General features: G+C 58.1%; 22 protein-coding genes, 1 tRNA gene and 2 rRNA genes (1 of these 25 only partly in view). 13 read left to right on the plus strand and 12 right to left on the minus strand.

Going from position 1 to position 24556, the window contains the following annotated elements; translation table 11 throughout:
• From FIV05_RS09930 to FIV05_RS09940, 3 genes are all read left to right on the plus strand, one after another.
• A 23S ribosomal RNA gene (locus FIV05_RS09930) occupies positions 1–2507 on the plus strand; it begins 216 nt to the left of the window's first position.
• A 200-nt stretch (positions 2508–2707) separates the two neighbouring features.
• Positions 2708–2822 (plus strand): 5S ribosomal RNA (rrf, locus tag FIV05_RS09935).
• Positions 2823–3069: 247 nt separating this feature from the next.
• Positions 3070–3146: transfer RNA gene (locus tag FIV05_RS09940), tRNA-Met, on the plus strand.
• Between the two features lie 323 nt (positions 3147–3469).
• Here FIV05_RS09940 and FIV05_RS09945 read toward each other — a convergent pair.
• From FIV05_RS09945 to FIV05_RS09995, 11 genes are all read right to left on the minus strand, one after another.
• Complete coding sequence (locus FIV05_RS09945; protein ID WP_152509447.1) at positions 3470–3817, minus strand: cupin domain-containing protein; 348 nt, start codon at positions 3815–3817, stop codon at positions 3470–3472.
• 12 nt (positions 3818–3829) lie between these two features.
• Complete coding sequence (locus tag FIV05_RS09950; protein ID WP_152509448.1) at positions 3830–4834, minus strand: zinc-binding alcohol dehydrogenase family protein; 1005 nt, start codon at positions 4832–4834, stop codon at positions 3830–3832.
• 39 nt (positions 4835–4873) lie between these two features.
• Entirely contained in the window at positions 4874–5752 is an 879-nt protein-coding gene (locus FIV05_RS09955) for a 3-keto-5-aminohexanoate cleavage protein (protein ID WP_152509449.1), read from the minus strand.
• 3 nt (positions 5753–5755) lie between these two features.
• Positions 5756–6502, minus strand: coding sequence for an SDR family oxidoreductase (locus tag FIV05_RS09960; RefSeq protein ID WP_152509450.1), 747 nt, complete (start codon positions 6500–6502; stop codon positions 5756–5758).
• On the minus strand, positions 6499–7425 hold the full coding sequence (locus tag FIV05_RS09965) for a dioxygenase (protein ID WP_152509451.1): 927 nt from the start codon (positions 7423–7425) through the stop codon (positions 6499–6501). Before FIV05_RS09965 ends, FIV05_RS09960 begins: the two co-directional genes overlap by 4 nt.
• A 9-nt stretch (positions 7426–7434) precedes the next feature.
• The gene (locus tag FIV05_RS09970) at positions 7435–8229 is read right to left on the minus strand and encodes a glutathione S-transferase family protein (RefSeq protein WP_152509452.1); all 795 of its coding nucleotides are present in this window, start codon (positions 8227–8229) and stop codon (positions 7435–7437) included.
• A gap of 17 nt (positions 8230–8246) precedes the next feature.
• Entirely contained in the window at positions 8247–9284 is a 1038-nt protein-coding gene (locus FIV05_RS09975) for a branched-chain amino acid ABC transporter permease (protein ID WP_023003763.1), read from the minus strand.
• Positions 9284–10162 carry a branched-chain amino acid ABC transporter permease gene (locus tag FIV05_RS09980; RefSeq protein WP_152509453.1) on the minus strand — a complete coding sequence of 293 codons (879 nt, stop codon included), beginning with the start codon at positions 10160–10162 and terminating at the stop codon, positions 9284–9286. The genes FIV05_RS09975 and FIV05_RS09980 overlap by 1 nt, the downstream gene beginning before the upstream one ends.
• A gap of 11 nt (positions 10163–10173) precedes the next feature.
• Positions 10174–10902: an ABC transporter ATP-binding protein gene (locus FIV05_RS09985; RefSeq protein WP_055661121.1), complete on the minus strand. Its 729-nt coding sequence runs from the start codon at positions 10900–10902 to the stop codon at positions 10174–10176.
• Positions 10902–11645: an ABC transporter ATP-binding protein gene (locus FIV05_RS09990; protein WP_023003760.1), complete on the minus strand. Its 744-nt coding sequence runs from the start codon at positions 11643–11645 to the stop codon at positions 10902–10904. The genes FIV05_RS09985 and FIV05_RS09990 overlap by 1 nt, the downstream gene beginning before the upstream one ends.
• A gap of 72 nt (positions 11646–11717) precedes the next feature.
• Positions 11718–13010, minus strand: coding sequence for an amino acid ABC transporter substrate-binding protein (locus tag FIV05_RS09995; protein WP_152509454.1), 1293 nt, complete (start codon positions 13008–13010; stop codon positions 11718–11720).
• A gap of 574 nt (positions 13011–13584) precedes the next feature.
• On the opposite strand from FIV05_RS09995, the gene FIV05_RS10000 reads away from it, so the two are divergent.
• The 10 genes from FIV05_RS10000 to FIV05_RS10045 all read left to right on the plus strand — a co-directional run bounded on the left by FIV05_RS10000 (position 13585) and on the right by FIV05_RS10045 (position 23669).
• Complete coding sequence (locus FIV05_RS10000) at positions 13585–14616, plus strand: LacI family DNA-binding transcriptional regulator (RefSeq protein WP_152505457.1); 1032 nt, start codon at positions 13585–13587, stop codon at positions 14614–14616.
• Between the two features lie 659 nt (positions 14617–15275).
• Positions 15276–16694, plus strand: a complete 1419-nt coding sequence (locus FIV05_RS10005) for an NAD-dependent succinate-semialdehyde dehydrogenase (protein ID WP_286202306.1) — start codon at positions 15276–15278, stop codon at positions 16692–16694.
• A gap of 1 nt (position 16695) precedes the next feature.
• Complete coding sequence (locus tag FIV05_RS10010) at positions 16696–17574, plus strand: fumarylacetoacetate hydrolase family protein (RefSeq protein ID WP_152509456.1); 879 nt, start codon at positions 16696–16698, stop codon at positions 17572–17574.
• Positions 17568–18368 carry a 2-oxo-hept-4-ene-1,7-dioate hydratase gene (hpaH, locus tag FIV05_RS10015; protein ID WP_152509457.1) on the plus strand — a complete coding sequence of 267 codons (801 nt, stop codon included), beginning with the start codon at positions 17568–17570 and terminating at the stop codon, positions 18366–18368. Before FIV05_RS10010 ends, hpaH begins: the two co-directional genes overlap by 7 nt.
• A 5-nt stretch (positions 18369–18373) precedes the next feature.
• The gene (locus FIV05_RS10020; RefSeq protein WP_152509458.1) at positions 18374–19135 is read left to right on the plus strand and encodes an HpcH/HpaI aldolase/citrate lyase family protein; all 762 of its coding nucleotides are present in this window, start codon (positions 18374–18376) and stop codon (positions 19133–19135) included.
• Positions 19136–19358: 223 nt separating this feature from the next.
• Positions 19359–20246 carry a methylisocitrate lyase gene (prpB, locus tag FIV05_RS10025; RefSeq protein WP_023003744.1) on the plus strand — a complete coding sequence of 296 codons (888 nt, stop codon included), beginning with the start codon at positions 19359–19361 and terminating at the stop codon, positions 20244–20246.
• Positions 20247–20266: 20 nt separating this feature from the next.
• A complete protein-coding gene (locus FIV05_RS10030; RefSeq protein WP_023003742.1) occupies positions 20267–21238 on the plus strand; it encodes a tripartite tricarboxylate transporter substrate binding protein in 972 nt (323 codons plus the stop codon).
• Positions 21239–21314: 76 nt separating this feature from the next.
• On the plus strand, positions 21315–21701 hold the full coding sequence (locus FIV05_RS10035) for a 5-carboxymethyl-2-hydroxymuconate Delta-isomerase (protein ID WP_023003740.1): 387 nt from the start codon (positions 21315–21317) through the stop codon (positions 21699–21701).
• Between the two features lie 19 nt (positions 21702–21720).
• A complete protein-coding gene (locus FIV05_RS10040) occupies positions 21721–22161 on the plus strand; it encodes a tripartite tricarboxylate transporter TctB family protein (RefSeq protein ID WP_152509459.1) in 441 nt (146 codons plus the stop codon).
• Between the two features lie 2 nt (positions 22162–22163).
• Positions 22164–23669, plus strand: a complete 1506-nt coding sequence (locus FIV05_RS10045) for a tripartite tricarboxylate transporter permease (protein WP_152509460.1) — start codon at positions 22164–22166, stop codon at positions 23667–23669.
• A gap of 31 nt (positions 23670–23700) precedes the next feature.
• Here the strand turns inward: FIV05_RS10045 and FIV05_RS10050 are convergent, their stop codons facing one another.
• The gene (locus tag FIV05_RS10050) at positions 23701–24471 is read right to left on the minus strand and encodes an IclR family transcriptional regulator (RefSeq protein ID WP_152509461.1); all 771 of its coding nucleotides are present in this window, start codon (positions 24469–24471) and stop codon (positions 23701–23703) included.
• Positions 24472–24556 lie beyond the last annotated feature (85 nt).

Consider the following 24556-nt stretch of genomic DNA (forward strand, 5'->3'; position numbering starts at 1 on the left):
GCTAGTAGTGGCGAGCGAACGCGGACCAGGCCAGTGGCTTGCATTTAAGAACCGGAACCGTCTGGAAAGTCGGGCATTAGTGGGTGATAGCCCCGTACGGGTAGAAATTATGCAAGTCCTCGAGTAGGGCGGGACACGTGAAATCCTGTCTGAACGTGGGGGGACCACCCTCCAAGCCTAAGTACTCCTTGTCGACCGATAGCGAACAAGTACCGTGAGGGAAAGGTGAAAAGTACCCCGACGAGGGGAGTGAAACAGTTCCTGAAACCGGATGCCTACAAACAGTTGGAGGGCGCAAGCCTGACAGCGTACCTTTTGTATAATGGGTCAGCGACTTAATTTAACGAGCAAGCTTAAGCCGGTAGGTGTAGGCGTAGCGAAAGCGAGTCTGAATAGGGCGCCCTAGTTCGTTGGATTAGACCCGAAACCGAGTGATCTAGCCATGGCCAGGTTGAAGGTGCGGTAACACGCACTGGAGGACCGAACCCACGCCTGTTGAAAAAGTCGGGGATGAGCTGTGGCTAGGGGTGAAAGGCCAATCAAACTCGGAAATAGCTGGTTCTCCGCGAAATCTATTTAGGTAGAGCGTCGGATGAATACTCTCGGGGGTAGAGCACTGGATGGGCTATGGGGGCTTACCGCCTTACTGATCCTAACCAAACTCCGAATACCGAGAAGTACTATCCGGCAGACACACAGTGGGTGCTAACGTCCATTGTGGAGAGGGAAACAACCCTGACCGCCAGTTAAGGTCCCTAAGTTATGGCTAAGTGGGAAAGGATGTAGAACTCCCAAAACAACCAGGATGTTGGCTTAGAAGCAGCCATCATTTAAAGAAAGCGTAACAGCTCACTGGTCTAAATAAGGGGTTCCGCGCCGAAAATGTACCGGGGCTCAAGCCATACACCGAAACTGCGGGTGCATCTTATGATGCGCGGTAGCGGAGCGTTCTGTAAGTCTGCGAAGGGGGACCCGTGAGGGCTCCTGGAGATATCAGAAGTGCGAATGCTGACATGAGTAACGATAAAGCGGGTGAGAGACCCGCTCGCCGAAAGTCCAAGGGTTCCTGCGCAACGCTAATCGGCGCAGGGTTAGCCGGCCCCTAAGGCGAGGCCGAAAGGCGTAGTCGATGGGAATGCAGTTAATATTCTGCAGCTTGGTGGTAGTGACGGATGCCGTGTGTTGTATCTCCTTATTGGATTGGGGGTGCAGCGAAGGTGTTCCAGGAAATAGCTCCACCGTATAAACCGTACCCGAAACCGACACAGGTGGACTGGTAGAGAATACCAAGGCGCTTGAGAGAACTATGCTGAAGGAACTCGGCAAAATGCTCCCGTAAGTTCGCGAGAAGGGAGACCTCACGACGGGCAACCGTTGTGGGGTGGCACAGACCAGGGGGTGGCGACTGTTTATCAAAAACACAGGGCTCTGCGAAGCCGTAAGGCGACGTATAGGGTCTGACGCCTGCCCGGTGCTGGAAGGTTAAGAGGAGGTGTGCAAGCACCGAATTGAAGCCCCAGTAAACGGCGGCCGTAACTATAACGGTCCTAAGGTAGCGAAATTCCTTGTCGGGTAAGTTCCGACCTGCACGAATGGCGTAACGACTTCCCCGCTGTCTCCAGCATAGACTCAGTGAAATTGAATTCCCCGTGAAGATGCGGGGTTCCTGCGGTCAGACGGAAAGACCCCGTGCACCTTTACTACAGCTTCACACTGGTATTCGTCACGACATGTGTAGGATAGGTGGTAGACGTTGAAGCAGGAGCGCCAGCTCTTGTGGAGTCACCCTTGAAATACCACCCTTGTCGTCATGGATATCTAACCGCGGTACAACAATATCCGGGACCGTGTGTGGCGGGTAGTTTGACTGGGGCGGTCGCCTCCCAAATGGTAACGGAGGCGCGCGAAGGTGGGCTCAGAGCGGTCGGAAATCGCTCGTTGAGTGCAATGGCATAAGCCTGCCTGACTGCGAGACTGACAAGTCGAGCAGAGTCGAAAGACGGCCATAGTGATCCGGTGGTCCCTCGTGGAAGGGCCATCGCTCAACGGATAAAAGGTACGCCGGGGATAACAGGCTGATGATGCCCAAGAGTCCATATCGACGGCATTGTTTGGCACCTCGATGTCGACTCATCACATCCTGGGGCTGGAGCAGGTCCCAAGGGTTTGGCTGTTCGCCAATTAAAGTGGTACGTGAGTTGGGTTCAGAACGTCGCGAGACAGTTCGGTCCCTATCTGCCGTGGGTGTAGGAGAATTGAGAGGATCTGTCCCTAGTACGAGAGGACCGGGATGGACGTACCTCTGGTGGACCTGTTGTGGCGCCAGCCGCATTGCAGGGTAGCTATGTACGGAAGGGATAACCGCTGAAAGCATCTAAGCGGGAAACCCACCTCAAAACCAGTTCTCCCTGAAGAGCCGTGGAAGACCACCACGTCGATAGGAAGCGTGTGGAAGTGCGGCAACGCATGAAGCTTAGCTTTACTAATAGCTCGTTCGGCTTGATCCTCTCATTAGTCAATGTTCATCTTTTGGATGCGCCCCTGGCGCATCGAAAAGATCATTTTAAGTGCGCTACCGCCCTTCGGGCTGCTTGAGCGCGTTTGAAATGATCCATAGGGCCAATGTCCTGGAACCTTCGTCCCAGGCGAGGCCGACCAAAACATCAAAAAATATATAGACCAGTTCACGCAAATTGCGCTTCGCCGGCCTGGTGGCCCTAGCGGGGAGCCCCCACCCGATCCCATCCCGAACTCGGCCGTGAAACTCCCCAGCGCCAATGGTACTGCATCTTAAGGTGTGGGAGAGTAGGTCGCCGCCAGGCCTGCAAATCGCAATTTGAAACCTCTTCAATTTGTCTGTCGCTCACGCGCGTAACGCCCTTCGGGCTGCGCTCCGCGGGGCGGCCCGACCGGCCGGCGGCCACTTGGCCTTGCCTCCGCTGCGCTCCGGATCTCTTGTCCCATATCAGCGCAGTCTTCCGGTCAAACCGAAACATAAGGGTATGCCCAAAAGGGACCAGACCCAGTTTGACCAAACGCGCAGCGCGCAAAGGACAAACAAAAAAACAACGCGGGATGGAGCAGCCCGGTAGCTCGTCAGGCTCATAACCTGAAGGTCGCAGGTTCAAATCCTGCTCCCGCAACCAACAAATAACCCGGCCGCGCGCCGGGTTTTTTGTTGCTAACGGATACTGATTCCAAACTGACCAGCGCTCCCACAAAAAGCGCTATGCCCGACGCACTGGCACAAAAAAGCTCAAAGCCACATACCGATACAAAATAAAAAAAAACCCGTCCATAAGGGCGGCCTTTTTTGTTGCATCACTGCGGGGGCAGGGCAAAAGCCCGACGCAGCGGGGCAGAAAACTCTCAAATCCGGCGACGAGCCCAAACAAAAAGCCTGTTCACACAGACTCCAACCTGACAGGCCACTGAAACAAGAGCCACGACCGGTTAACCCAAAGGCCTTCTAGAGACTTTGGGCTGTTTCCTCCATCGCCAGAAGGATGGTGGCCGGTTGGTTTGTCCTGTTTTCGAGAGCTCTTGGTTCATTTGGAGACAGGACGCAGGAATCCAGTGGTCCAAGGGTCACCACTCCATTGCCATTGGTGATGGTGACCTGGCCGGAGATGACCACATAGATCTTTTCTTGAGGGGACGCCTTGAGAGACGTGTGGCCTCCAGGAAGAAGATGGGACATGCCTACCCACATAGAGCGCGTTGACGTTGCCTCCTTTCCCTGAAGACGAAGGCACGCCATCGCGAAGTGTTCCGGCGCCTCATATTGCTGCGCGCTGTCAATGCGGGTTACCTGCATGTGCGTTTCCTACTAAGGCTTGAGGATAACCCGCTCAGGCGTTGCCCGCAGAACTGAAGCGTAGGCCTTGGCAGCGTCGTCAAATCCGTAGACAGTTTCCGGATTGATCGGGAAGGGCTTCAGCACACCGGCCTCGAACTTCGGCTTGAGCACGTCGAAGATCTTCGCGCCATACACACTGTCGAGCGCCAATGTATCGATACCGATGAACTTGTGACGCCCGCGGAAAAACGTGAAGATGTCGAAGTCTACCGCCCTGTCGAACGTGGAGATGAAGACCTGACGCCCCTGTTTTGCAAGCGCCTTGTTGGCCATTTCGAAATAGGGGCTTCCGACGGTGTTGAAGACGATATCAGCGCCCCGCCCCCCGGTCTTTTCGCGAACCAGTTCAGCGACGTCCTGTGAAGAGCTGTCGAACATTTCGATGGGTTGCGCACTATGGCCAAGAAATTCCATGGGCTTGTATTCGACACCGAACACTGTTGCACCTGCCATCGTCGCAAGCTGGATTGCAGCCTGTCCAACCTTTCCGTTGGCCCCGCACACCAGGACATTGTCCCATGGCTGGACGCCGCCAGCTTCTCGCAGACCTTCAAAGGCGGTTATGAAGGGAACGCCGATCGAGCCTGCTTCTTCCATGCTGAAGTTGACCGGTTTTTCGCGGACGGCGGCCTGTGGCAAGGCCATGTATTTGGCGTGAGAACCGTTTTGAGTGATGCCGAGTTCTCCGCCTCCTCCCCAGATTTCCTTGCCGATCAGATGTGCTGGTCCATCAACAACAACGCCTGCAAAATCGCGACCGGGAACTCTTGGCCAAACCGCATGGGGCATATGGCCGAGAGACGCCTTCACGTCTGAAGGGTTTACACCAGCTGCCCTGATTTCAACCAGGACCTGACCCGGCCCGTGCTGTGGTATTGCCGGTTCGATCACGTCGATCAGAAGATTGTCCAGATCCGGCGACTTCTCCGTCACCCAAAGGGCCTTGCCGGTGACTGTCTTGCTTTGAACGTTCATGGCTCTTGTCCCCGTCCTTTTCACTTTGTTGCGGCGCGCTTACTGCTGGAGGCCAAGCATTTGCCTGGCTTCGCCTGCAGTGGCGATTTCGCCTCCCAGTTTCTCGATGAAGTCACGGGCTCTGGCGGTCAGTTCGCCATTGCCCTTTGTCCGTTCGCCCTTGCCGATATAGACGGTGTCCTCCATGCCAATGCGCACGTGGCCACCCAGCAGCCAGGCTTGCACCAGCATCGGAAAAGCCCATCGGCCGACACCGAAGCCGGTCCACACCGTGCCCGGCTGCAACATTCGGGATGCCATGGACATGGCATCCGGGGTTGAAGGCAGGCCGTATTTCACGCCCGTTACAAGCGAACACATGGCGGGACCTTCGATATGTCCGGCCTTCAGAAAATCATTGGCCATGACGATGTCGCCGGTGTCGAACAGTTCCAGTTCCGGTTTCACACCGCTATCGCGGATGACTTCAGCCATCACGCGCACATTCCGGGGTGTGTTGATCACCACCTGCGCACCTGAGTTCATGGTGTTGAAATCCAGTGTGCAGATGTCCGGACGGATCCTTGCGATATGTTCAACCCGCTTTTCGGGGGGCAGGATCGTCGTTCCCGGGCCGGCGACCGAAGGATCATCATCGGAGGGGACGAAACGGCCGCCTGGACCTGTCGTCAGGTTGAGGATCAGATCAGTGTTCTTCTGCCGGATCTGCCTGACAACGTCTTCGTACAGGCCGATCTCCATCGATGGTTTGGCCGTCTCCGGATCACGCACGTGAATGTGGGCAATTGCGGCGCCGGCTTCGGCAGCCTCAAGGCATGCATCTGCAATCTCCTGAGGCGTTGCCGGCAGGTCAGGGTGCTGGTCGCGGGTGGTCAGGTTTCCAGTCACGGCGCAGGTGATGATGGTTTTATGCACCATGGTTCAAAGCCCCCGCCCGGCGTCGACCACGATGCGCGTGCCCGTGGAGTGGGTGAGGTAGGCAACGGACGCAAAGATCGCCTTGCCGACGTCCTCGGCTTCGACAACCTTTTGCAATGGGGTCGCTGCGCCAGCCTTTTCGACCTGTTCCCGTGTTCTGCCTGGAACAAAATCCGTCGCAACCATTCCCGGAGACACGGAGAGGATCCGGACTTCCGGCCCGAGTGCCAGGCCAAGCGTGTGGGTCATCGAATCGAGTGCCGCCTTGGCGCCGCAATAGGCAATGGAAGAGCCGAACCCCTTGAAGGCTGCGATCGAGGACACGTTGATGACGACACCATCGCCGCTCGCCTTGAGCAGGGTGGCAAAGGCGCGAATGGACGCGAACACCCCCCGGAAATTGGACGCGAAAACCTCGTCGATGATGGCGTCCGTCAGTCCATCCAGATCCTTGTGAGCGACCGGCGTCGTGGTGCCCGCCGAATTCACGAGAATGTCGACCCGCCCAAGTCTGCTCGCGATTTCCTCCTTGAAGGCCTCGATGCTTGGCGTGTCGATGACATCGACTTTCAGCGCAAGATGGCCGTCGCCTTCGAGTGCCGTGACGACTGCCTGCGCCTTGTCTTCGCTGGAGCGATATCCGACGACGACACGCGCGCCCGCCTCTGCGAACAGTTTGGCAGATGCTGCGCCTATTCCGCCGGAGCCGCCAATGACAACGGCGACTTTCCCTTTCAATGACTGGCTCAAGACACTTTCCCCTTGATCGGCGGTTCGGGGAAACGGGGTTCGCCTGGCTTCAGGATGAAGTCGTAGGTGCAGGTGTAGAAGGGGGTCGCAACGTCGGGATATTCGGCTGAGGGTGTTTCCCGGAGTTCTAGATCACCCGCGATCTGTTCCTTCGCACCGAACACAACGTCGTTCACCATCGCTTCGTCCGTATCGGCGAAAATCTGGGTGATGAGTGTCTTGTGTTCAGGGGCGGACACTATGAAATGGACATGCGCCGGGCGCATGGGGGTCCGCTTCTGTGCCCTCAACAGGTCTCCCGTGGTGGTGTGAACGGGGACCGGGTAGCCGGCTGGTTTCACCGTGCGGATGAGGTAGTTGCCGTTTTCGTCCGAAACAAATTTGCCACGCAGATTGAAGTCGGCCTGATCCTTGTCCTGGTTCTCGTAAAGTCCATCCGGGGATGCCTGCCAAACATCAAGCGTTGCCCCGGAAATGGGTTCACCATTCACGTCCAGTACACGGCCCTTCAGAACCAGCGGATCTCCCGACGTGGTGGACCGTGCAATGGTGTCGCCAAACTCGCAGTCAGGTGCAGATCCCCGATAGAAGGGGCCAAGCAAGGCTGACATCGTCTCGCCCTGCATGCCGTCATTGTTGATGAGATCGATGAGTGTCGAGGCGCCGAGAACGTCGCAGATGAGAACCGCCTCGTTGTGGGCGTTGTCGGTCTGCTGACCTATGGCATTGAGGATCTGCAGGCCTTTTTCATATTCGGCTTCGGTCGGGCGAACCTCCCGCAGAAAGGCATGCAGGTGCCGGACGAGAGAGGTGATGATTTCCTTGAAACGCGGATCCGATGTCGCCTCCATGGCCGCCAGAACGGCAGGGGTGACATCCTCTTCCTTGCTGATCAGTCTTGTAGTCGTAACGTAGCTGTCCATGACGTTCCCTCAGGCGGACGCTGCTGTCGCATGTAAGGCCTGGTCGGCCCTGGCTGCTTTCAGGTGCGGGTATTTTTCGGTGAGCAAGGAGCCGTGGTAATAGGTGGCCCTGAAGGCGGGCTCCTTGCGAATGTTTTCCAGCCATGCCGCGACCATGGGCTTGTCTGCCCAGGCATCGCCCAGGTTGATGTCGTCCATGCGCACAATGACCGGCATGATGGCGATATCGGCATAGGTGAGGGTCTGTCCCATGATCCAGGGGCCACCTCCTTCCAGAAGCCACTGGTTCATCCGGTCCACGCCCCGGTCCAGGCGTCCCTGCGCCTCGTCCATGTCAGCCTTCGGAAAACCGGTGCGGCCCATTTTCATGAGAAACTCGCGGCGCAACGGCTTGCTGTCGCAAAGCGCCTGAAATTCCTCTGCGCTCATGGCCTGAAAATGCGGCAGGAAGGCAAGATTATAGGATGGTACACGGATCGCCGGCGTCGGCACTTCGTCGATGAAGCGCAACATCGCCCGCATCCTTGCACGCTCATGAGGAGCAGACGGCCGCATCGGGGAGGTGTCCGGCAATATGTCTTCCAGATACTCCATGATGACGGCGCTATCGGTCACGGAGACCCCGTCATGCACGAGGGTCGGAACCACGCCATTGGGATTGATCGCCAGATAGTCCGGCTTGAGCTGGTCGCCACTGAAGAGGTCCAGCTTTCTTTCTTCAAATGCCTGCCCCTTTGCGTGAAGGGCGAAGCGCACACGCTGCGAGCAGGTGGATTGAGGCGCGTTGTAAAGTACGAAACCCATCGGTAGAGCCCTTTCTCTCAGTCCCAGTTCAGGAAGCGGGGCAGGCGGTGTTTCGCTGCCAGGGTTCCAACGATGCCGAGGGGAAAGAACATCAGCGCCAGCGCCATGATCAGGCCGGTTGCCAGGATGTTGAATTCCGAAGAGCCAAGAGTTGCGACGAAGATCTCGTTGAAGGCGACAATCAGGACGGCGCCGATGACCGGGCCCGCGATCGTGCCCTTGCCGCCGAGAATGCACATCAGAACCATGTTCACGCTGACAAGAATGATCAGGAAGATGTTTGGACGGATGTAGGTGAGATATTCACCCCAGATAGCGCCTGCCATGCCGACAAAGGCTGCCGAGATGGCGAAGGCGAGCGTCTTGTAGGTGCGGGTATCGATCCCCGCGCTTTCGGCCTTGATCTCGTCTTTCGAAATGGCGCGCAGCCCGAGCCCGAATTTCGAATGCTTGATCTTGTAGCTGATGAAGACGGTCAGCGCCGCCAGAACGACGAAGGCGTAGTAATACGGCAGCTTGGCCCATTCGACGCTGAGGTCGTTGGCAGGCAAGGCGACGCCATTGGCGCCACCGACAAAGTGCCAGTTGTCAAACAGGATGCGGGCAATCATCACCAGCGCCAGCGAGGAAATGATGAAGCTCGGACCGCGCGTTTTGAGCGTGATACGACCGATCAGATAGCCGACAGCAGCGCAGACGAGGCCTGCCAGAGGTGCCGTCAAAAGCGTCGAGATGCCGAAGCGTGCCAGCAGCATTCCGGCAAAGTAGCCGCCAATGCAGAAGAAGACGTTGTGTCCCAGCGAGATGTAACCCGTGAAACCGCCGAGAATGTTCCAGCCCGATGCCATGACCGCATAGCAGGCCGTGAACAGGATGAGGTGGATCACATAGTTGAAGTTGCCGACAAATTGCAGTGCCGGAACCGCCAGCAAGAGGGCCAGAAGGACGATCGGAAACCAGGTGGCCCGTGTCCTGTCGGCCCGCCGTGCAAGCTTTTCGTTGTGCTCGGCCCGGGCCTGCAGAACGTTGGACGTCTCGTTGAAAGCAAGGGACATTATGCAAGCTCCGGTTTTTCACCGAACAGCCCCTGGGGCCGAACGAGAAGGATGAGAAACAGGGCGAGAAAGAAGGTCATGGTCGACCATGTCGCTCCGACATAGGTGCCGACGAAGGCGGCAATCACGCTCAACAGGAAAGATGCGACGACCGTGCCGAGCAGCGAGCCCATCCCGCCGAGAACCACCAGCGACATGAGGACGGCGATCCACTCCCAGTGCTTTGCCGGAAAGAACGAGAAAACGAAGGAGACAAGGCAGCCAGCAGCCCCGGCGAGACCAATGCTGATTGCGAAGCTGACCAGGGCAACGCGGTTGACATTCACCCCCAGCAGTTCAGCCGCTTCGCGGTTCTGGGTGGTTGCGCGGATGGCGTAGCCGAAACTGGAATACTTCAGGAAAAGCGCCAGCACGGAAATGATGATCAGCGACAGAATGCCGGCATAAAGCTGGCCGGTCGGAATGAAGACATCACCGATAAAGATCGCATCGGTCGCATAGTCCGGAGACGTCACACGCTGGGTGTTCGAGAAGAACCCTCCGAGTGCCCCTTCGACAATCATCGCGATTGCGAAGGTGAGCAGGACCGTCATTTCCGAATATTTGGCCGAGCGTGCTTCCCGTTCGAAAACCAGCTTGTAAAGCACCACACCTATGGCGGCCAGAATGACGATCGCCACGGGCAGCATCATCAAGGGGTCGATGCCGTAGAGCCGGAATCCCCAGTAGGCGACATAAGCGCCGGCGATGATCAGCACCGGATGCGCCAGGTTTACGATGCGCATGACACCAAATACGAGACTGAGCCCGGATCCCATGAGGGCGAACACACCACCAAGAGCAAGGCCCAGAATGAGAGTTTGAATAATATCAGCCATGATTGCCCTCCTCAGGCTGCCTTCTTGCCGCCGAGATAAAGGTCCTGTATCCGCGGGTCGCGCAGGACGTCGTCCGCAGGACCGGAAAACAGGGTGCGTCCCAGGTCCAGAACGACGCCCTGGTCGGAATTCTTCAATCCCATCAAGGCGTTCTGCTCAACAAGAAGGATCGTGATGCCTTCTGCGGCCATCATCTTCATGATTGAAAACATTTCCTGGACGATCTTTGGCGCCAGTCCGAGCGACGGTTCATCCAGCATGACAATGTCCGGCTTCAGGATCATGGTGCGGGCCATGGCCAGGGTCTGTTGCTGACCTCCAGACATCGTGCCTGCGTGCTGGTCGCGGCGTTCCTTCAGGATCGGGAAGAGCTCCTCGATCTCGTCGATGCGTTTTTCCAGGCCGGATTTGTCGCTCATGGAAAAGCCGCCCATGCGCATGTTTTCCCGCACGGTCATTTTCGGGAACAGCGCGCGCTCCTGGGGAACGAAACAAATTCCCTTTCGAAGCACCTGGTCCGGGCGCAAACCCTTGAGGCTTTCGCCCTTGTAGAGAACGTCGCCGTTGCGCACCTTGAGCATGCCGCAGATGGCCTTCAGCAAGGTGGACTTGCCGGCGCCGTTCGGACCGATGATGCAGTGGACCTTGCCGGGTTCGACACGTAGCTCGGCTCCGTCCAGAATTGCCGGGCCGTCGCCGTAACCGGCGGTCACATTGGAAACGTGTAGAAGTTCGCTCATCACGCAGCCTCCTCCAGGACGCCACCAAGATAGGCGTCGAGAACAGCAGGATTTTCGCGGACTTCCTCGGGCTTGCCATCAGCAATGACCTTGCCCTGGGCCATCACCACGATCTTGTGGGACAGGCGCATGATGAGGTCCATGTTGTGCTCCACGATGAGCACCGTGAGGCCCTGTTCGTTCAGCTTTTGTATGTGGCCGATGATTTCCTCAAGCAGCGTCGGATTGACCCCGCCTGCAGGTTCATCGAGCAGAATGATCTTGGGATCGCTCATCAGGAGCGCTGCCAGATCCATCAGTTTCTTCTGGCCGTAGGACAGGTTTGAGCCGTCCTCGTAGGCGATCCGCGTAATGCCGAGGAAGTCGAGGATTTCCATCGCCTTTTCGACTTCTTCCGCACCAAGAGCGGGTTTGAAAAGATCCCGCCAGCCGCCGATCCTGGATTGGCAGATGACGTTTTCCAGAACCGTCATGTCCGCCAGGTTTCGGCTGATCTGGAACGTGCGGCTCAGGCCCATGCGGGTGATCTTGTGCGGCCGCAGATGTTCGATGCGTTGGCCCTCAAGAAGAACCTTGCCGGCCGAGGGTTCGGTTGTCCGGCTTATGCAGTTGAAGGCGGTGGTCTTGCCTGCGCCATTCGGGCCGATCAGGGCCGTGATGCTGCCTTTGGGAACGGTGAACGAACAGCCGTCGACTGCGCGGATCCCGCCAAAATGCTTGGACAGGTTATCTATTTCGAGCATGGGAACTCGCTTTGCGCTTGGAATGTCAGGAGAGCTTCCCGGGCGCCATGCGCCCGGGACCGGTTCGATCCGTCAGAACGAACCCTTCGGGTAGGTGAGGGCGCTGACGCCTTCAAACTCGTCCGTCGGATAGACGAACTGCAGTTCGCCATCGTTCCACTGGGTCATCAGGAACGGCTTGTCTGCAGGTAGCCCCAGTTCATCCCAGTTGAACCGTCCGAGGATCGTGCGAACCGGCTCGTCCCTGGTGCGTTCCGACAACCACTTGCCCATGGCTTCATTGTCGGTTGAACCGGCACCGAGAATTGCCTGCTCGATGCCCTGGCAGACAGCGAAGGGAATGGCAGCGTCTTCATCGGGAACCGCACCGAATTTTTCCTGATAGGAGGCGACGAAGTCGCTGTTGGAAAACGGTTCGCCGGCCAGTGTCGACTGAAACGGCGCATCCTTGTGCCAGGAGGTATGAACCAGAACGCCTTCTGCACTTGAGCCGGTGCCTTCCAGGTATTCAGCCTGTGTTCCCTGGCTGAAATAGACGAGTTTCGGCTCCGCCCGGACTGTCTTGAGTGCGCGTGTCAGCTGGACCGCCTCTTCCGCGGAAGCTGTCAGTCCGATGATCAGTTCCGCTCCGGAGCGTTTCACCTGATTGGCAAGGTTGAGCCAGTCACTGAAACCTTCTTCCGGCCAACGCTCGGAAAAGACGACTTCGATGTTGTTTTCAGCAAGGTATCCCGGTGCTAGGTCGCGCACCAGTGAGCCGTCCGCCGGGTCCATGACCTTCTCACCCATCAGACCGGACCAGACACCGTTTGCGAAGAAGTCGTCCGCGGATATCACGGCCGCAGTCTTGGGTGTTTCACCCTCGGGGATCAGGTCCTTGACGATGCCTGCGAGGGAAGCGCCGACATATTCGGCGGCATTCGGCTGGAAATAGAAGATGTTCTTGTGACCCTGCGTATAGATGCGCAGCGCGCCTCCGGCCGGCAACGGGTGAACCATGTTGTTCTTTGCCAGAATGCTGGCGACAGGGAAGGACAGACGCGAGGAAAAGGTTCCATACACCGCCTCCACGCCGTCGACATTGATGAAGCGTTCGTACTGGTTGATAGCGGTTGCCGGGTCGGATCTGTTATCGGAAACAAGCAGCTCGACCTGGCGACCCATGATGCCGCCGCGCTCGTTGATGAGATCGACACACAGTTCATAGCCTTGCTGGTGTTTTTGTCCGGCAATCGAAAAACCACCGGTCAAGGGCAGGCTGGCACCGATCTTGAGCGGATCAGCCGCCTGAGCCATGCCGGTATAGCCAGATGCAAGCATGCTGGCAGACACAAGAGCTGCCACCGTCCAATTAATGCGTTTCATCTTTTTCCTCCCTGAAGATGAGATCAGATCCTTTTCGGTAGATCTGCGGTGGAGCCCTCCCAAGCCCTTGCACCATACCGTAGCCATTCGTCGTGCCCCTTGCTCACGCTCGAGATCGGGGCGGTATTCACATCACCTCATGCATTTCAGCAACCAATCAATGCAATCGATTGCACAGATTTTCGCAATAATATGCGCGACGAAAATCGTCACGCTCTGATCCGGATGTGCCGGACAGGAAAAGCCTGACTCCCTCCCAAATCATCGATAGCGCCCGAAACAGGTGTCCTGTTTCAGAGCGTTGGGCCGACGCCTCTCCCAAGGCTGACTGTCCCAAATCGAAGCACAGATCTTTCGCTCGTCCAACCCGCTTCGGGTCGGGCCTCGCCACAATGAATGAACCGCACGTAGTAGTGCGGTACCCATTTCCGGCGAGTCGCAGTATGCGAAGTTCAAATCTCTGCAATCGATTGCATAATCGGTAACACGATCACAAACGAGGTGTCAACAGTTTTATGCAATCGATTGCGAAGACGGTTCCATCCAGCTATATGGAGGGTGGGAGGACGCAAAGATGAGCCGACGGCCGACACTGAAGGACATAGCCCGGGAAACAGGTGTTCATGTTTCCACGGTTTCCCGTGCGCTTGATCCGCAAAAGCGCAGCTCGCTGACCGAAGAAATTGTCGTGAAGATCCGTCAAGCGGCCGACAGGCTGGGGTATCGACCCAACCGGATTGCCTTCAGTTTGCGCAAGCAGAAGTCGATGACGGTCGGGGTGATGATCCCGGATATCACCAACATGATTTTCCCGCCGATCGTTCGCGGCATCGAAAGTGTGATGGAGCCGCTGGGTTATGCTTCCATCATCGTCAACACCGATGGAGACAGTGACCGGGAGCGCCGATTGACCGAGACGCTTCAGGAGCGCGGCGTGGATGGCATCATCCATACGGCTGTGTTGCGCAGCGATCCCAATATCGTGGAAGCGGCGCGCCAGGGACTTCCGGTTGTCACGCTGAACCGAAAGGTCGAAGAAGCCGAGATCCCATATGTGATCAACGACGAGGAAGCCGGGATCCGCATGATTTTTGATCATCTTCATGATCATGGTCACCGGCGAATTGCGCATCTTGCCGGGCCCCGGGACTTGTCGACCGGACTGCTGCGCCGTGAAGCGTTCTGCTCGGTTGCCCGGGACTACGGATTTTCGGCCGATGCACTTGTCATCGAGGAAGCCTGTCGTTTCGAGGAGGAGGAAGGCCGCCGTTGCGCGAAAGAGATATTGAGCCGGTCACCGGAGACAACCGCAATTCTGTGCGCCAATGACAGATTGGCCCTCGGGGCCATGGATTATTGCGCCAGAAACGGGCATCCGTGCCCCGACAAGATTTCCATCACCGGCTTCAACGACATGCCTTTCCTGGATCTCATTCCGCCCGGCCTCACAACAGTGCGCATAGAGCAGTTTGATGCAGGGGCCACCGCTGCCCGGCTGCTGGTTCAGATGATCGACGGCTGTGACGGCAAGGTTCCAAGGGAAACAGTTCTTCCGGTCAGCCTGAAATGCCGAAACAGCGTCCTTCGAATAGAAACCGACCATTAGCGGGCACCTGACTTCTGCTGGCCGGGCGATTTTTGCGCGGCGGCCTCAAGTGCGCCGTCACACGGTCCTGGGGCCAAGAACAGTCAATCCAATAAGACTACCGACCAGGCGCATCGCTCCCTTGGGACGACACTCGTGACAGCACCTGTCAGCTTCAGCTTGGACAATCGAGGTGCCCTGATTGCGAGCCTGGTTTGCTTGAGCCCTCGTTTCACTGTTGGCCCTTTGCATTCAGTGCCCGATCGACGGGGTCAGAATGTGGTCGCCGGGCCAGATCGTTGATGTTCTTTCGCATTCGTTGCCGGACCGTACAGCCGCGTAATGGTTCAGGGTCCGGCTAGCAGCACTCATTCACTCGTCTTTTCAGATACTTACGAAAGTGACCAATCCGGCAACCCGGTGGTTGCTGGATCGTCTTTCTTCTTTCAAACGCCGGTTCGAGCTGCGGTTGGGCAGCCGCAGCTTCTGCTCTCGGCGACAAGGTCTCCCAAAAACACTCCAGTCAGGCGTTCTTCGAACGAATAAGTTCATAATGTGATTGTGATTATAAAATTTATTGAATATATAGCCACAATATGAGCTTTCTTGAATTGGTTGTCTGAGCAGGGGGAGATGCATCAGTGTTAAGAGACAGGAGCCTTCTCTGCGGAAGTGTCCGTATTGGAGAAGGTATCTACGAAGCTGGTGTTGAGGGCCTTACCGTCACGAACCCGGCGACCAGCGCTTGCCTCGGCAATGTTCCCAACCTTGGGGGCGCCGAGACAGAGTTGGCCATCAGACATGCCAGAGAGGCACAGGCCGATTGGTCCACACAGCCTGCAAAGGCACGGGCCGAGGTGCTGCAGCGCTGGTTTGCGTTGATTGTCGAGAATGCCGACGATCTGGCGCGCATCATCACCCTGGAACAGGGCAAGCCTTTGAAAGAGGCGAAAGGGGAAGTCCTCTACGGTGCCTCCTACGTCGAATGGTATGCCGAGGAAGCGCGCCGCATATACGGCGAAACGATACCCGCGACGTCCCGGGACAAGCGCCTCCTGGTGATCAGGCAGCCTGTTGGTGTGGTTGCGGCGATCACCCCCTGGAACTTTCCGAATGCGATGATCACAAGAAAGGTTGCACCGGCATTGGCTGCCGGGTGCGCAATCATCGTCAAGCCCGCCGAGCAAACGCCTTTTTCAGCCCTTGCGCTGGCGACGCTCGCCGAGCGTGCAGGTGTTCCGCCTGGTCTCTTCACGGTGATCACGGGGGACGCGCGCAGGATTGGCGCGGCGATGACCTCCAGTTCCGTCGTGCGCAAGCTGTCCTTTACCGGCTCAACGGACGTCGGAAAGTTGCTGATGCGGCAGTGCGCCGACACCGTCAAGAAGATCTCGCTGGAGCTCGGCGGCAATGCGCCTTTCATCGTCTTCGATGATGCCGATGTGGAAGCAGCCGTCGAAGGGGCTGTGGTCGCCAAATTCCGCAACAGTGGCCAGACCTGCGTTTGCGCCAACCGCATCTATGTGCAGTCGGGTGTTCACGACGCATTCGTTGCAGCTCTTGTGGAACGGATGCAGACCATGAAGGTCGGCGATGGGCAGGCCGGTGATACGGACCTTGGTCCGCTGATCGACGTTTCAGCCATAGACAAGGTCCAGGCGCATATCTCGGATGCCATTGCCAATGGAGCCAGGATTGAACTGGGCGGAACGCATCATTCCCTGGGTGGCACCTTCTTTCAGCCGACCGTTCTGACCGGTGTGCACCATGAGATGCGCATCGCGCGTGAAGAGACCTTCGGACCTGTGGCGCCGATCTTTCGTTTCGACACGGAAGAAGAAGTGATCGCGCTTGCCAACGACAGCGAGTACGGGCTCGCAGCCTACTTCTTTACACGCGACCTCGCGCGCAGTTGGCGGGTCGGCGAGCGTCTCGAGTACGGCATGGTCGGCATAAACACGGGCCTGATCTCCACTGCCGAAGCTCCGTTCGGCGGCATCAAGCAATCCGGCCTGGGACGGGAGGGATCCCGCCTCGGCCTGGATGAATACCTGGAAGCCAAATACCTGTGTGTTGGCGGAATCGATGAAGGAAATTGACATGACGGCATATGAGCCAGCCATTGCAGCGTTTCGGGCAGAAGGCGCCCTGCGTTATGGCGTCCTGACAGGCGATGATCTGGTGGACGTGACCGACAATCTGGAAGCCCGGTTCAGCAATCTTCTGGACGTTGTTGCCGCCGGCGCCCTGCCGGATCTGGTAAAGGCCGGCGAGGGGCGTCCGGTGAGCTATCGCGCGGCAGATGTCGCCTTCCAGATCCCGATTGCCGCACCCCAGAAGATCATCTGCGTCGGGGTGAACTACCCGGACAGGAACGCAGAGTACAAGGACGGCCAGGCGCAGCAGATGCGGCCCTCTCTTTTTCCGCGCTTTGCGAGTGGCTTCACCGGTCATGGCCAGCCACTGATCCGGCCACCGGAAAGCGATCAGCTTGACTATGAAGGTGAGATTGCGATCGTCATCGGAAAGGCGGGCCGTCGCATTCCGCGCGAGACCGCATTCGACCATATTGCCGCGATTACCCTTTGCAACGAGGGAACGATCCGCGACTGGACGCGCCATGCGAAATTCAACGTGACGCAAGGCAAGAACTGGGAAAGGACCGGCAGCATCGGCCCGGCTCTCGTGCCGCTGCATTCGCCGGCCCAATTGCAGGATGTCGCTCTTGTAACCCGCGTCAACGGTGAGGTTCGCCAGCAGGACCGGACGTCGAGAATGATTTTCGACTTCCCCTATATCGTCAACTACGTCTCGACATTTGCGCAGCTGATGCCTGGCGACATTCTGGTCTGTGGCACTCCGACAGGTGCCGGCGCAAGGATGGAGCCCCCTTGCTGGTTGAAGCCGGGTGATATTGTGGAAGTCGAAGCCGAAGGCATCGGTATCCTGCGCAACGGCATTGAGGACGAAAAATGCTGAGTGCCGCGCAGGTGCAGGACGTGGCGGCTGAACTTCTGGAAGCGGAAGCGACCCGGCAACAGACTGGCCTTCTCAGCGTGCGTTACCCGGACATCTCGCTGGATGACGCCTATGCCATACAGGGGGCGCAACTTGCGACCAAACTGGCTGCCGGGCGGCGCATTCTGGGGTGGAAAATCGGCCTGACATCCAAGGTCATGCAGAACGCACTCGGTATCGATACGCCGGATTCGGGCGTGCTTTATGACGACATGCTGTTCCCGGATGGCGGGCAGGTGCCGCGCGGCCGATTTATCGAACCGCGCGTGGAAGCCGAGATAGCATTTGTGATGAAGGCGCCGATCGATGGCAACGTGTCCCGTGAAGATGTGATCGCGGCGACGGATTATGTGAGCCCCGCGCTTGAAATCCTGGACACCCGCATCTTGCGTGCTGATCCGGAGACGGGAACGCGCAGGCGCATCTTCGACACCGTGGCGGATAATGCCGCCAATGCGGGCGTGGTTCTGGGAGCTCAACGGCATGACCCCGGCGACGTGGATCTTCGCTGGATTGGGGCTATCGTCGAACAGGATGGTGAGGTCACGGCCACCGGTCTTGGTGCGGCTGTCTTGAACGACCCCGTGATGGGGCTCGTCTGGCTTGCCCGGCGGATGGCCAGCTACGGCCACCGCATCGAACCCGGCCAGATCGTCCTGACGGGATCGTTTATCGGCCCCATCGAATGTCCACCCGGCACGGCGATCCGGGCCGACTTCGGACCGTTCGGCGCCGTCTCCACCAGATTTGCGTGATCGTCATGACCTTAGCGAAAAACCTCTTCAAGGCGCGGCTTGCAAAGCCGGAGACCCAGATTGGCCTTTGGATGGCGTTGGCACATCCCGGCGCCGCGGAAATTTGCGCAGGAGCCGGGTTCGACTGGCTCGTCATCGATGCCGAACACGGACCGAACGGGCTTGCCGAAATCATTGCGCAGCTGCGGGTAATCTCCGGCAGCAGCCATGCGGTGGTTCGTGTCCGTGAGAATGACCGTGCCCTGATCAAGCAGATGCTGGATATAGGGGCGCAGACAATTCTGGTTCCGATGATCGAAACGGCGGCGGAGGCGCAGGAAGCCGTGGACTCGGTCCGTTATCCGCCGGAGGGGGCGCGCGGTGTCGGCGCGGCCCTGGCAAGGGCGTCGGACTATGGTCGCATTACCGACTATCTGCACACGGCAAACAAGCAGGTGTGTCTGCTTGTCCAGGTCGAAAGCTGCAAGGGCATCGATGCGCTGAACGAGATACTGGCGGTAGAAGGTGTCGATGGCGTCTTCGTCGGGCCAGCGGATCTGGCCGCGGACATGGGCTATGTCGGCCAGCCCGAAGCGGATCCGGTACAGGTGGTCGTGGTTGAGGCCCTTTCGCGGATCAGGGCCGCGGGAAAGCCTGCCGGTATCCTGACCTCCAACCGTGAACTTGCGAAACGTTATGCGCTTATGGGGGTCGAGTTTCTGGCCGTTGGGGCTGATGTTGGTGTCTTTGCCCGTGGTCTTGCGGAGTTGAGGCAGGCGTTTCCCTGATCATTTCCCGGTTTCGGTCGGGTGTGACCATATTATGAACAGTCGGGCCCGCTGCGCGAAAGCGCGGCGGGCCTTTGTTTTTGGCTGTTTTCTGCGGCCGAGGTGGCTCGAAATCATCGGGAAATAACTTATTGACTTTGAAAAAAGCCATAATATGATCTTTATCAAATAAAGAATTCAAAAAATGATCATATTATGATCAGTCAAAAATGAGAGGTTCATAATGACGACACTTTCGGCAGGCGCACGGTTCCGGCAGGCCTTGAAGGAAGAAAATCCGCTTCAGGTCATGGGGTCGATCAACGCCTACACGGCGATGATGGCAGAGCGCGTGGGCTACAAGGCTCTTTATCTTGCCGGTGCAGGCGTCGCGAACGCATCCTACGGGCTTCCCGATCTCGGCATCACGAACCTGAGTGACGTGCTGACGGATCTCCGCCGCGTTACGGATGCAAGCAGTCTGCCGGTCCTGGTTGATGTCGATACCGGCTTCGGGGGTGCCTTCACCATCGCGCGCCTTGTGCGCGGCCTGATCAAGGACGGCGCCGGTGCCATGCACATGGAGGATCAGGTTCAGCTCAAGCGGTGCGGTCACCGTCCGGGCAAGGAGATCGTTTCCAAGCAGGAGATGGTTGACCGCGTCAAGGCCGCCGTGGATGCAAAGACCGACGATCAGTTCTTCATTGTTGCCCGCACGGATGCGCTGGCCATCGAGGGCCTGAACGGTGCGATCGACCGGGCCTGTGCCTACGTCGAGGCTGGCGCCGACATGATCTTCGCAGAAGCCTGCACGGAGTTGTCGCAGTACAAGGCTTTCGTCGATGCGCTCGACACGCCGTATCCGGTTCTCGCCAACATTACCGAGTTTTCCAAGACGCCGAACTTCACTCTGGACGAGCTGCGCAGCGTCGGCGTTTCAGCGGCGCTCTACCCCTTGTCTGCGAATCGCGCAATGAACGCGGCAGCCCTGAAGGTTTACAAGCATATTCGTGAGGTCGGATCAGCGACCGGTGTGCTGGATATCATGCAGAAGCGCGAGGAACTCTACGACTTCCTGAACTACCACGACTACGAAAGGAAGATCGACGAGTTGTTCCAAAGTCGGAAGTAATTGAGCAAAGGGAGGAAAGAATGCTCACCAAGAGAACTTTGTTGTCAATCGCAGCGGGCGCCTTGGCGCTCACAGTGGCGGCTCCGGTTATCGCGCAGGACGCGTTTCCGGAGAAGCCGGTCCGCCTGATTGTGCCGTATTCGCCTGGAGGGGGGACAGACACTACGGCCCGGATTGTTGCCGACAACATGAAGGAGTATCTGGGGCAGCCTGTTGTCGTCGAAAACCGTCCGGGTGCGTCCGGAACGGTCGGCACGCTTCTGGCAAAACAGGCAGAGGCTGACGGGTATACCATTCTGTTCGGTATCCAGGCGACGCTTGCGCTGAACCCGTCGCTTTTCAAGTCGGCGACCTACAACTCGAAAGAAGACTTCTCGGGGATCGCGGTGATCTCCGAGTCGCCCTATGTGGTCACGGTGCCGGGGGATTCAGAAATCTCCGACTATGAAGGCTTTGCCGCCGCCGCCACGGAAAACCTGACCATGGCAAACGGAGGCAGCGCGGCGCTTCTGGCGGCGCGCTTGCTGGCCCGGCAGGCGGATCTCAGCTTCACCAACATTCCGTACTCAGGTTCCGGAGATGCAATTTCCGATATCCTGGCCGGCCGTGTGAATGCGATGATCAGCAGTCCTGTTTCGGTCCTGCCGCATGTTGAGAGCGGTGCCCTGAAGCCGATCCTCGTCACGAGCACAGACCGTTACGCCGCGCTGCCCGACACGCCAACGGCAGACGAACTCGGCTTCGACGGTTTCAACGTGGTTGGGTGGTACAGTGTCGTTGCTCCGGCTGGGGTCCCCCAGGAGCGTCTGGACGTTCTGAGCGATGCCTTCAACAAGACCATTGCCAATCCGGACGTGCAGGCGAAACTCGAAAGCATCGGTGTAACGCCGTCCCGGCGTGGCCTGGATTCAGCGGCGACGACAGAATTCATCGCCTCCGAGGTCGACCTGTGGGGCCAGGAAATCAAGGACGCCGGCATCGAGCCGAAGTGACCTATCCCTGAACTTCCATTTCGCAACAATTGAACCTACCGGGCGAGCTTCGGCTCGCCCTTTCAAGGATGGAACCATGCCGCACGCCTGGATCGAATATTCCGGTAATATTGCAGATCAGACCGAGGTCGAAACTTTTGGCCGCTGTGTCCACGCCGCCATGACGGAAGCCGGTATCTTCCCGATCGCGGGTATCCGCATCCGCATCACCCGCATTGACGATTGCCTGGTCGGTGACATGAACCCGGACAACGGGTTCGTCCACTTGTCCCTTCGTATCGGTGAAGGCAGGGATGCGCAGACCAAACAGGAGGCGGCAGACTTGATCTTTGATCGGACTTCGTCGCATCTGAAGCCTCTCGCTGACCGTGCCCGGCTTGCATACGCAATGGAAATGCAAGAGATCCCGAGTGCTTACAGTTACAAGATGAACAACCTGCACAAACACTTGAAAGCCAGCTGACGGTTTTCTGGAGGATGGGATGAAGGCTCTCTTCAAGGCACAGGACGGGCTGCTGGTCGCGCTCGTGGGTGCAATTTTCCTCTACGCTTCCCGCGATCTCGACATGGGCGTGCCGCGCAACATGGGGCCGGGAATGTTCCCGGTCGTCCTGAGTGCCTTGACGATTGTCTTCGGATTGCTGATTGCGGTCGTCAACGTCGTTCGTGACGTCAGCCTTCCGCGGCAATTCCCCTGGCTCGGCCTCTGCGGGGTCGTTGCCTCCATCGCACTCTACGCTCTGCTGATCGAACGGCTCGGCATCGCACTCACCACCTTGTGTGCGATCTCGGTGCTGGCTCTCGTCATTCCGCGCATGAAATGGCTGGAAACGGTGCTGCTCTCCATCGGCGTTTCTGCCTTCCTGTGGCTCACATTCGTTCTGGGCCTCGGCATGCCTCTCAGGCTTTTCCCCGGGTTCTGATCATGATGGATTTCCTCTCAGGGTTTACGGTCGCACTGCATCCGGTAAATCTCTTTTATTGTTTCGCAGGTGTTCTGCTGGGCAATATCGTCGGTGTTCTTCCAGGTATCGGCGCGATCGCGGCGATCTCGATCCTGCTGCCGGTCACCTTCTATCTGGAGCCGACGACCGCGGTCATCATGCTGGCCGGTGTCTATTACGGAGCCGAATATGGTGGCTCCATCGCATCGATCCTTCTCAACCTGCCGGGCACGGCTTCCAATGCGATCACAACGCTGGACGGTTACCCGATGGCGAAAAGGGGCGAGGCTGGTCTTGCCCTGCTGACAGCGCAGATTTCCTCGCTGAGTGGTGGCACTTTCGGCATTCTGGCCATGGTCTTCCTGTCGCCGTTGATCGTGAAATTCTCGCTCTCCTTCGGACCGGCGGAGTATTTCGCGACCTTGCTGCTGGGCCTCGTTGCCGGATCGGTTGCAGTGGGTGGATCGGCGCTCAAGGGTGTTGCGATGGTCTTCATCGGCATGCTGCTGGGCAGCATCGGCCTTGACCTCAACAGCGGCGTTGCCCGGTTCGACATGGGCTATGCAAACCTTCTCGACGGGCTGTCGATCGTCGCCGTTGCCATGGGTCTGTTCGGTATCCCGGAGGTCATCAACAAGCTGAGGGATGACCAGGGCGACAGGAAACCGATCGCCATTTCCGCCCGCTCCATGTTTCTCGCATTCGGCAAACTCAAGAGCATCAAGTTCTCGATCCTTCGCGGAGCCTCCGTTGGTGGCATCCTGGGGCCCTTGCCCGGTGCAGGGCCCACGATTTCCTCTTTCCTGGCCTATTCGCTGGAACGGTCCGTGGGCGGCAAGAAGGAAGAATTCGGCACTGGACGGATCAACGGGATTGCCGCGCCTGAGGCAGCCAACAACGCTGCCGCCCAGACGGCCTTCATTCCGACCATGACGCTCGGTATTCCCGGAACGCCGACGATGGCGATCATCCTGGGTGCCTTGATGATCCATGGCATCGCACCCGGACCGCAGCTGGTGGTCGATCATCCGGACCTGTTCTGGGGCCTGGTCGCCAGCTTCTGGATCGGCAACGTGTTGCTGCTGGTGTTGAACGTACCACTGATCGGGGTCTGGGCGCGACTGGTTGCGGTCCCGAGACGGTTCCTGTTTCCCGTGATCATTGCGCTGATCTGCACTGGCGTCTTCGGCGTTGCGAATTCGACCTTCGACGTCTGGGCCGTGTTGTTGATGGGGGTTATCGGGGCGATCCTGCGATTTTACGACTATTCGCCCGCACCGTTGCTCATCGGGTTCGTTCTGGGGCCGATGCTCGAGGAGCACCTGCGCCGCGCCCTGATGATTTCAGGAGGAGATTTCGGTTATCTTCTCGGATCCAGCACGGCCATCGCGATCCACTGCATCACGATCCTGATCATCGTGCTGCCGCTGCTCAACCTGATCTGGTCGCGGATCAAGCATAAAAATGAAAAACCCGTTGCCGGTTAACAGCCTCGGTCAAGCGGAAGGCGCGGCCGGATCAGGCTCTTCCTATCGGCCGCATCTTCGACAGCTTGGCGCTGATCTTCGCGACTTCCTGCCCCATGATGGCGAGTACCGATTGCAGGTGCTCGCCGGTCATGCGCGCCATGATGCTGGAAACGCTGATTGACGCAAAGGGTGTGCCGGCACTGTCGCGGATTGCCATGGCGACGGTCCTGACGCCTACGTCCGACACCCTGTCGATGTAGCCGGTCTCTCTTGCCAGTTCGACCATCTCACGGATTTTCGTGACGCCACCGGAGAACTCCTTGAGGTCGCCGGTGTTTCTGTCCAGGATCGCTTCGGCTTTCGCAGGCGGAAGGGCGGCAAGGACAGCCATGCCGCCGGCACCCAGCCCGATCGGGCGATGAACCCCGACGTCCAGAACAAACGCCTTCACGGGAAACGCGCCGCTTTCCCGGGCAATGCAGGTCATCTTGTCACCGACGACACGATTGAGGAAAACGGTGTCGCCCGTTACCTCGACCAGACGTTCGAGTTCCGGCTTGCAAACATCTTGCAGGTCATAGGCCGGGAAGACCAGCAGACCCAGTTCGTAAATTCTGGAGCCGAGAAAAAAGCGACGGTTTTCCGCGTCCTGGTCGACGAAGCCATGTTCGATAAGCGCTTGCAGCACCCGCCGGGCAGTCGGCCGGGTCAGACCGGACTTTGTGAGTATGTCCGCGAAGGGAACACCGTCGGGATGCCCACCGGCGACAAGATCGAGCAGCATCGCTGCGCGGTCGATGCTTTGTGTTCCTGCAGTCATCCTCGGAAGTCTCTATAATCGTATGTGTTTAATATCTAATTCGACCGAATGTCCTAGTAGAGTGGTATTGCATGAGGGCACACGG

This window comes from Labrenzia sp. THAF191a (assembly GCF_009363335.1).
Classification (GTDB): Bacteria; Pseudomonadota; Alphaproteobacteria; order Rhizobiales; family Stappiaceae; genus Roseibium; species Roseibium algicola.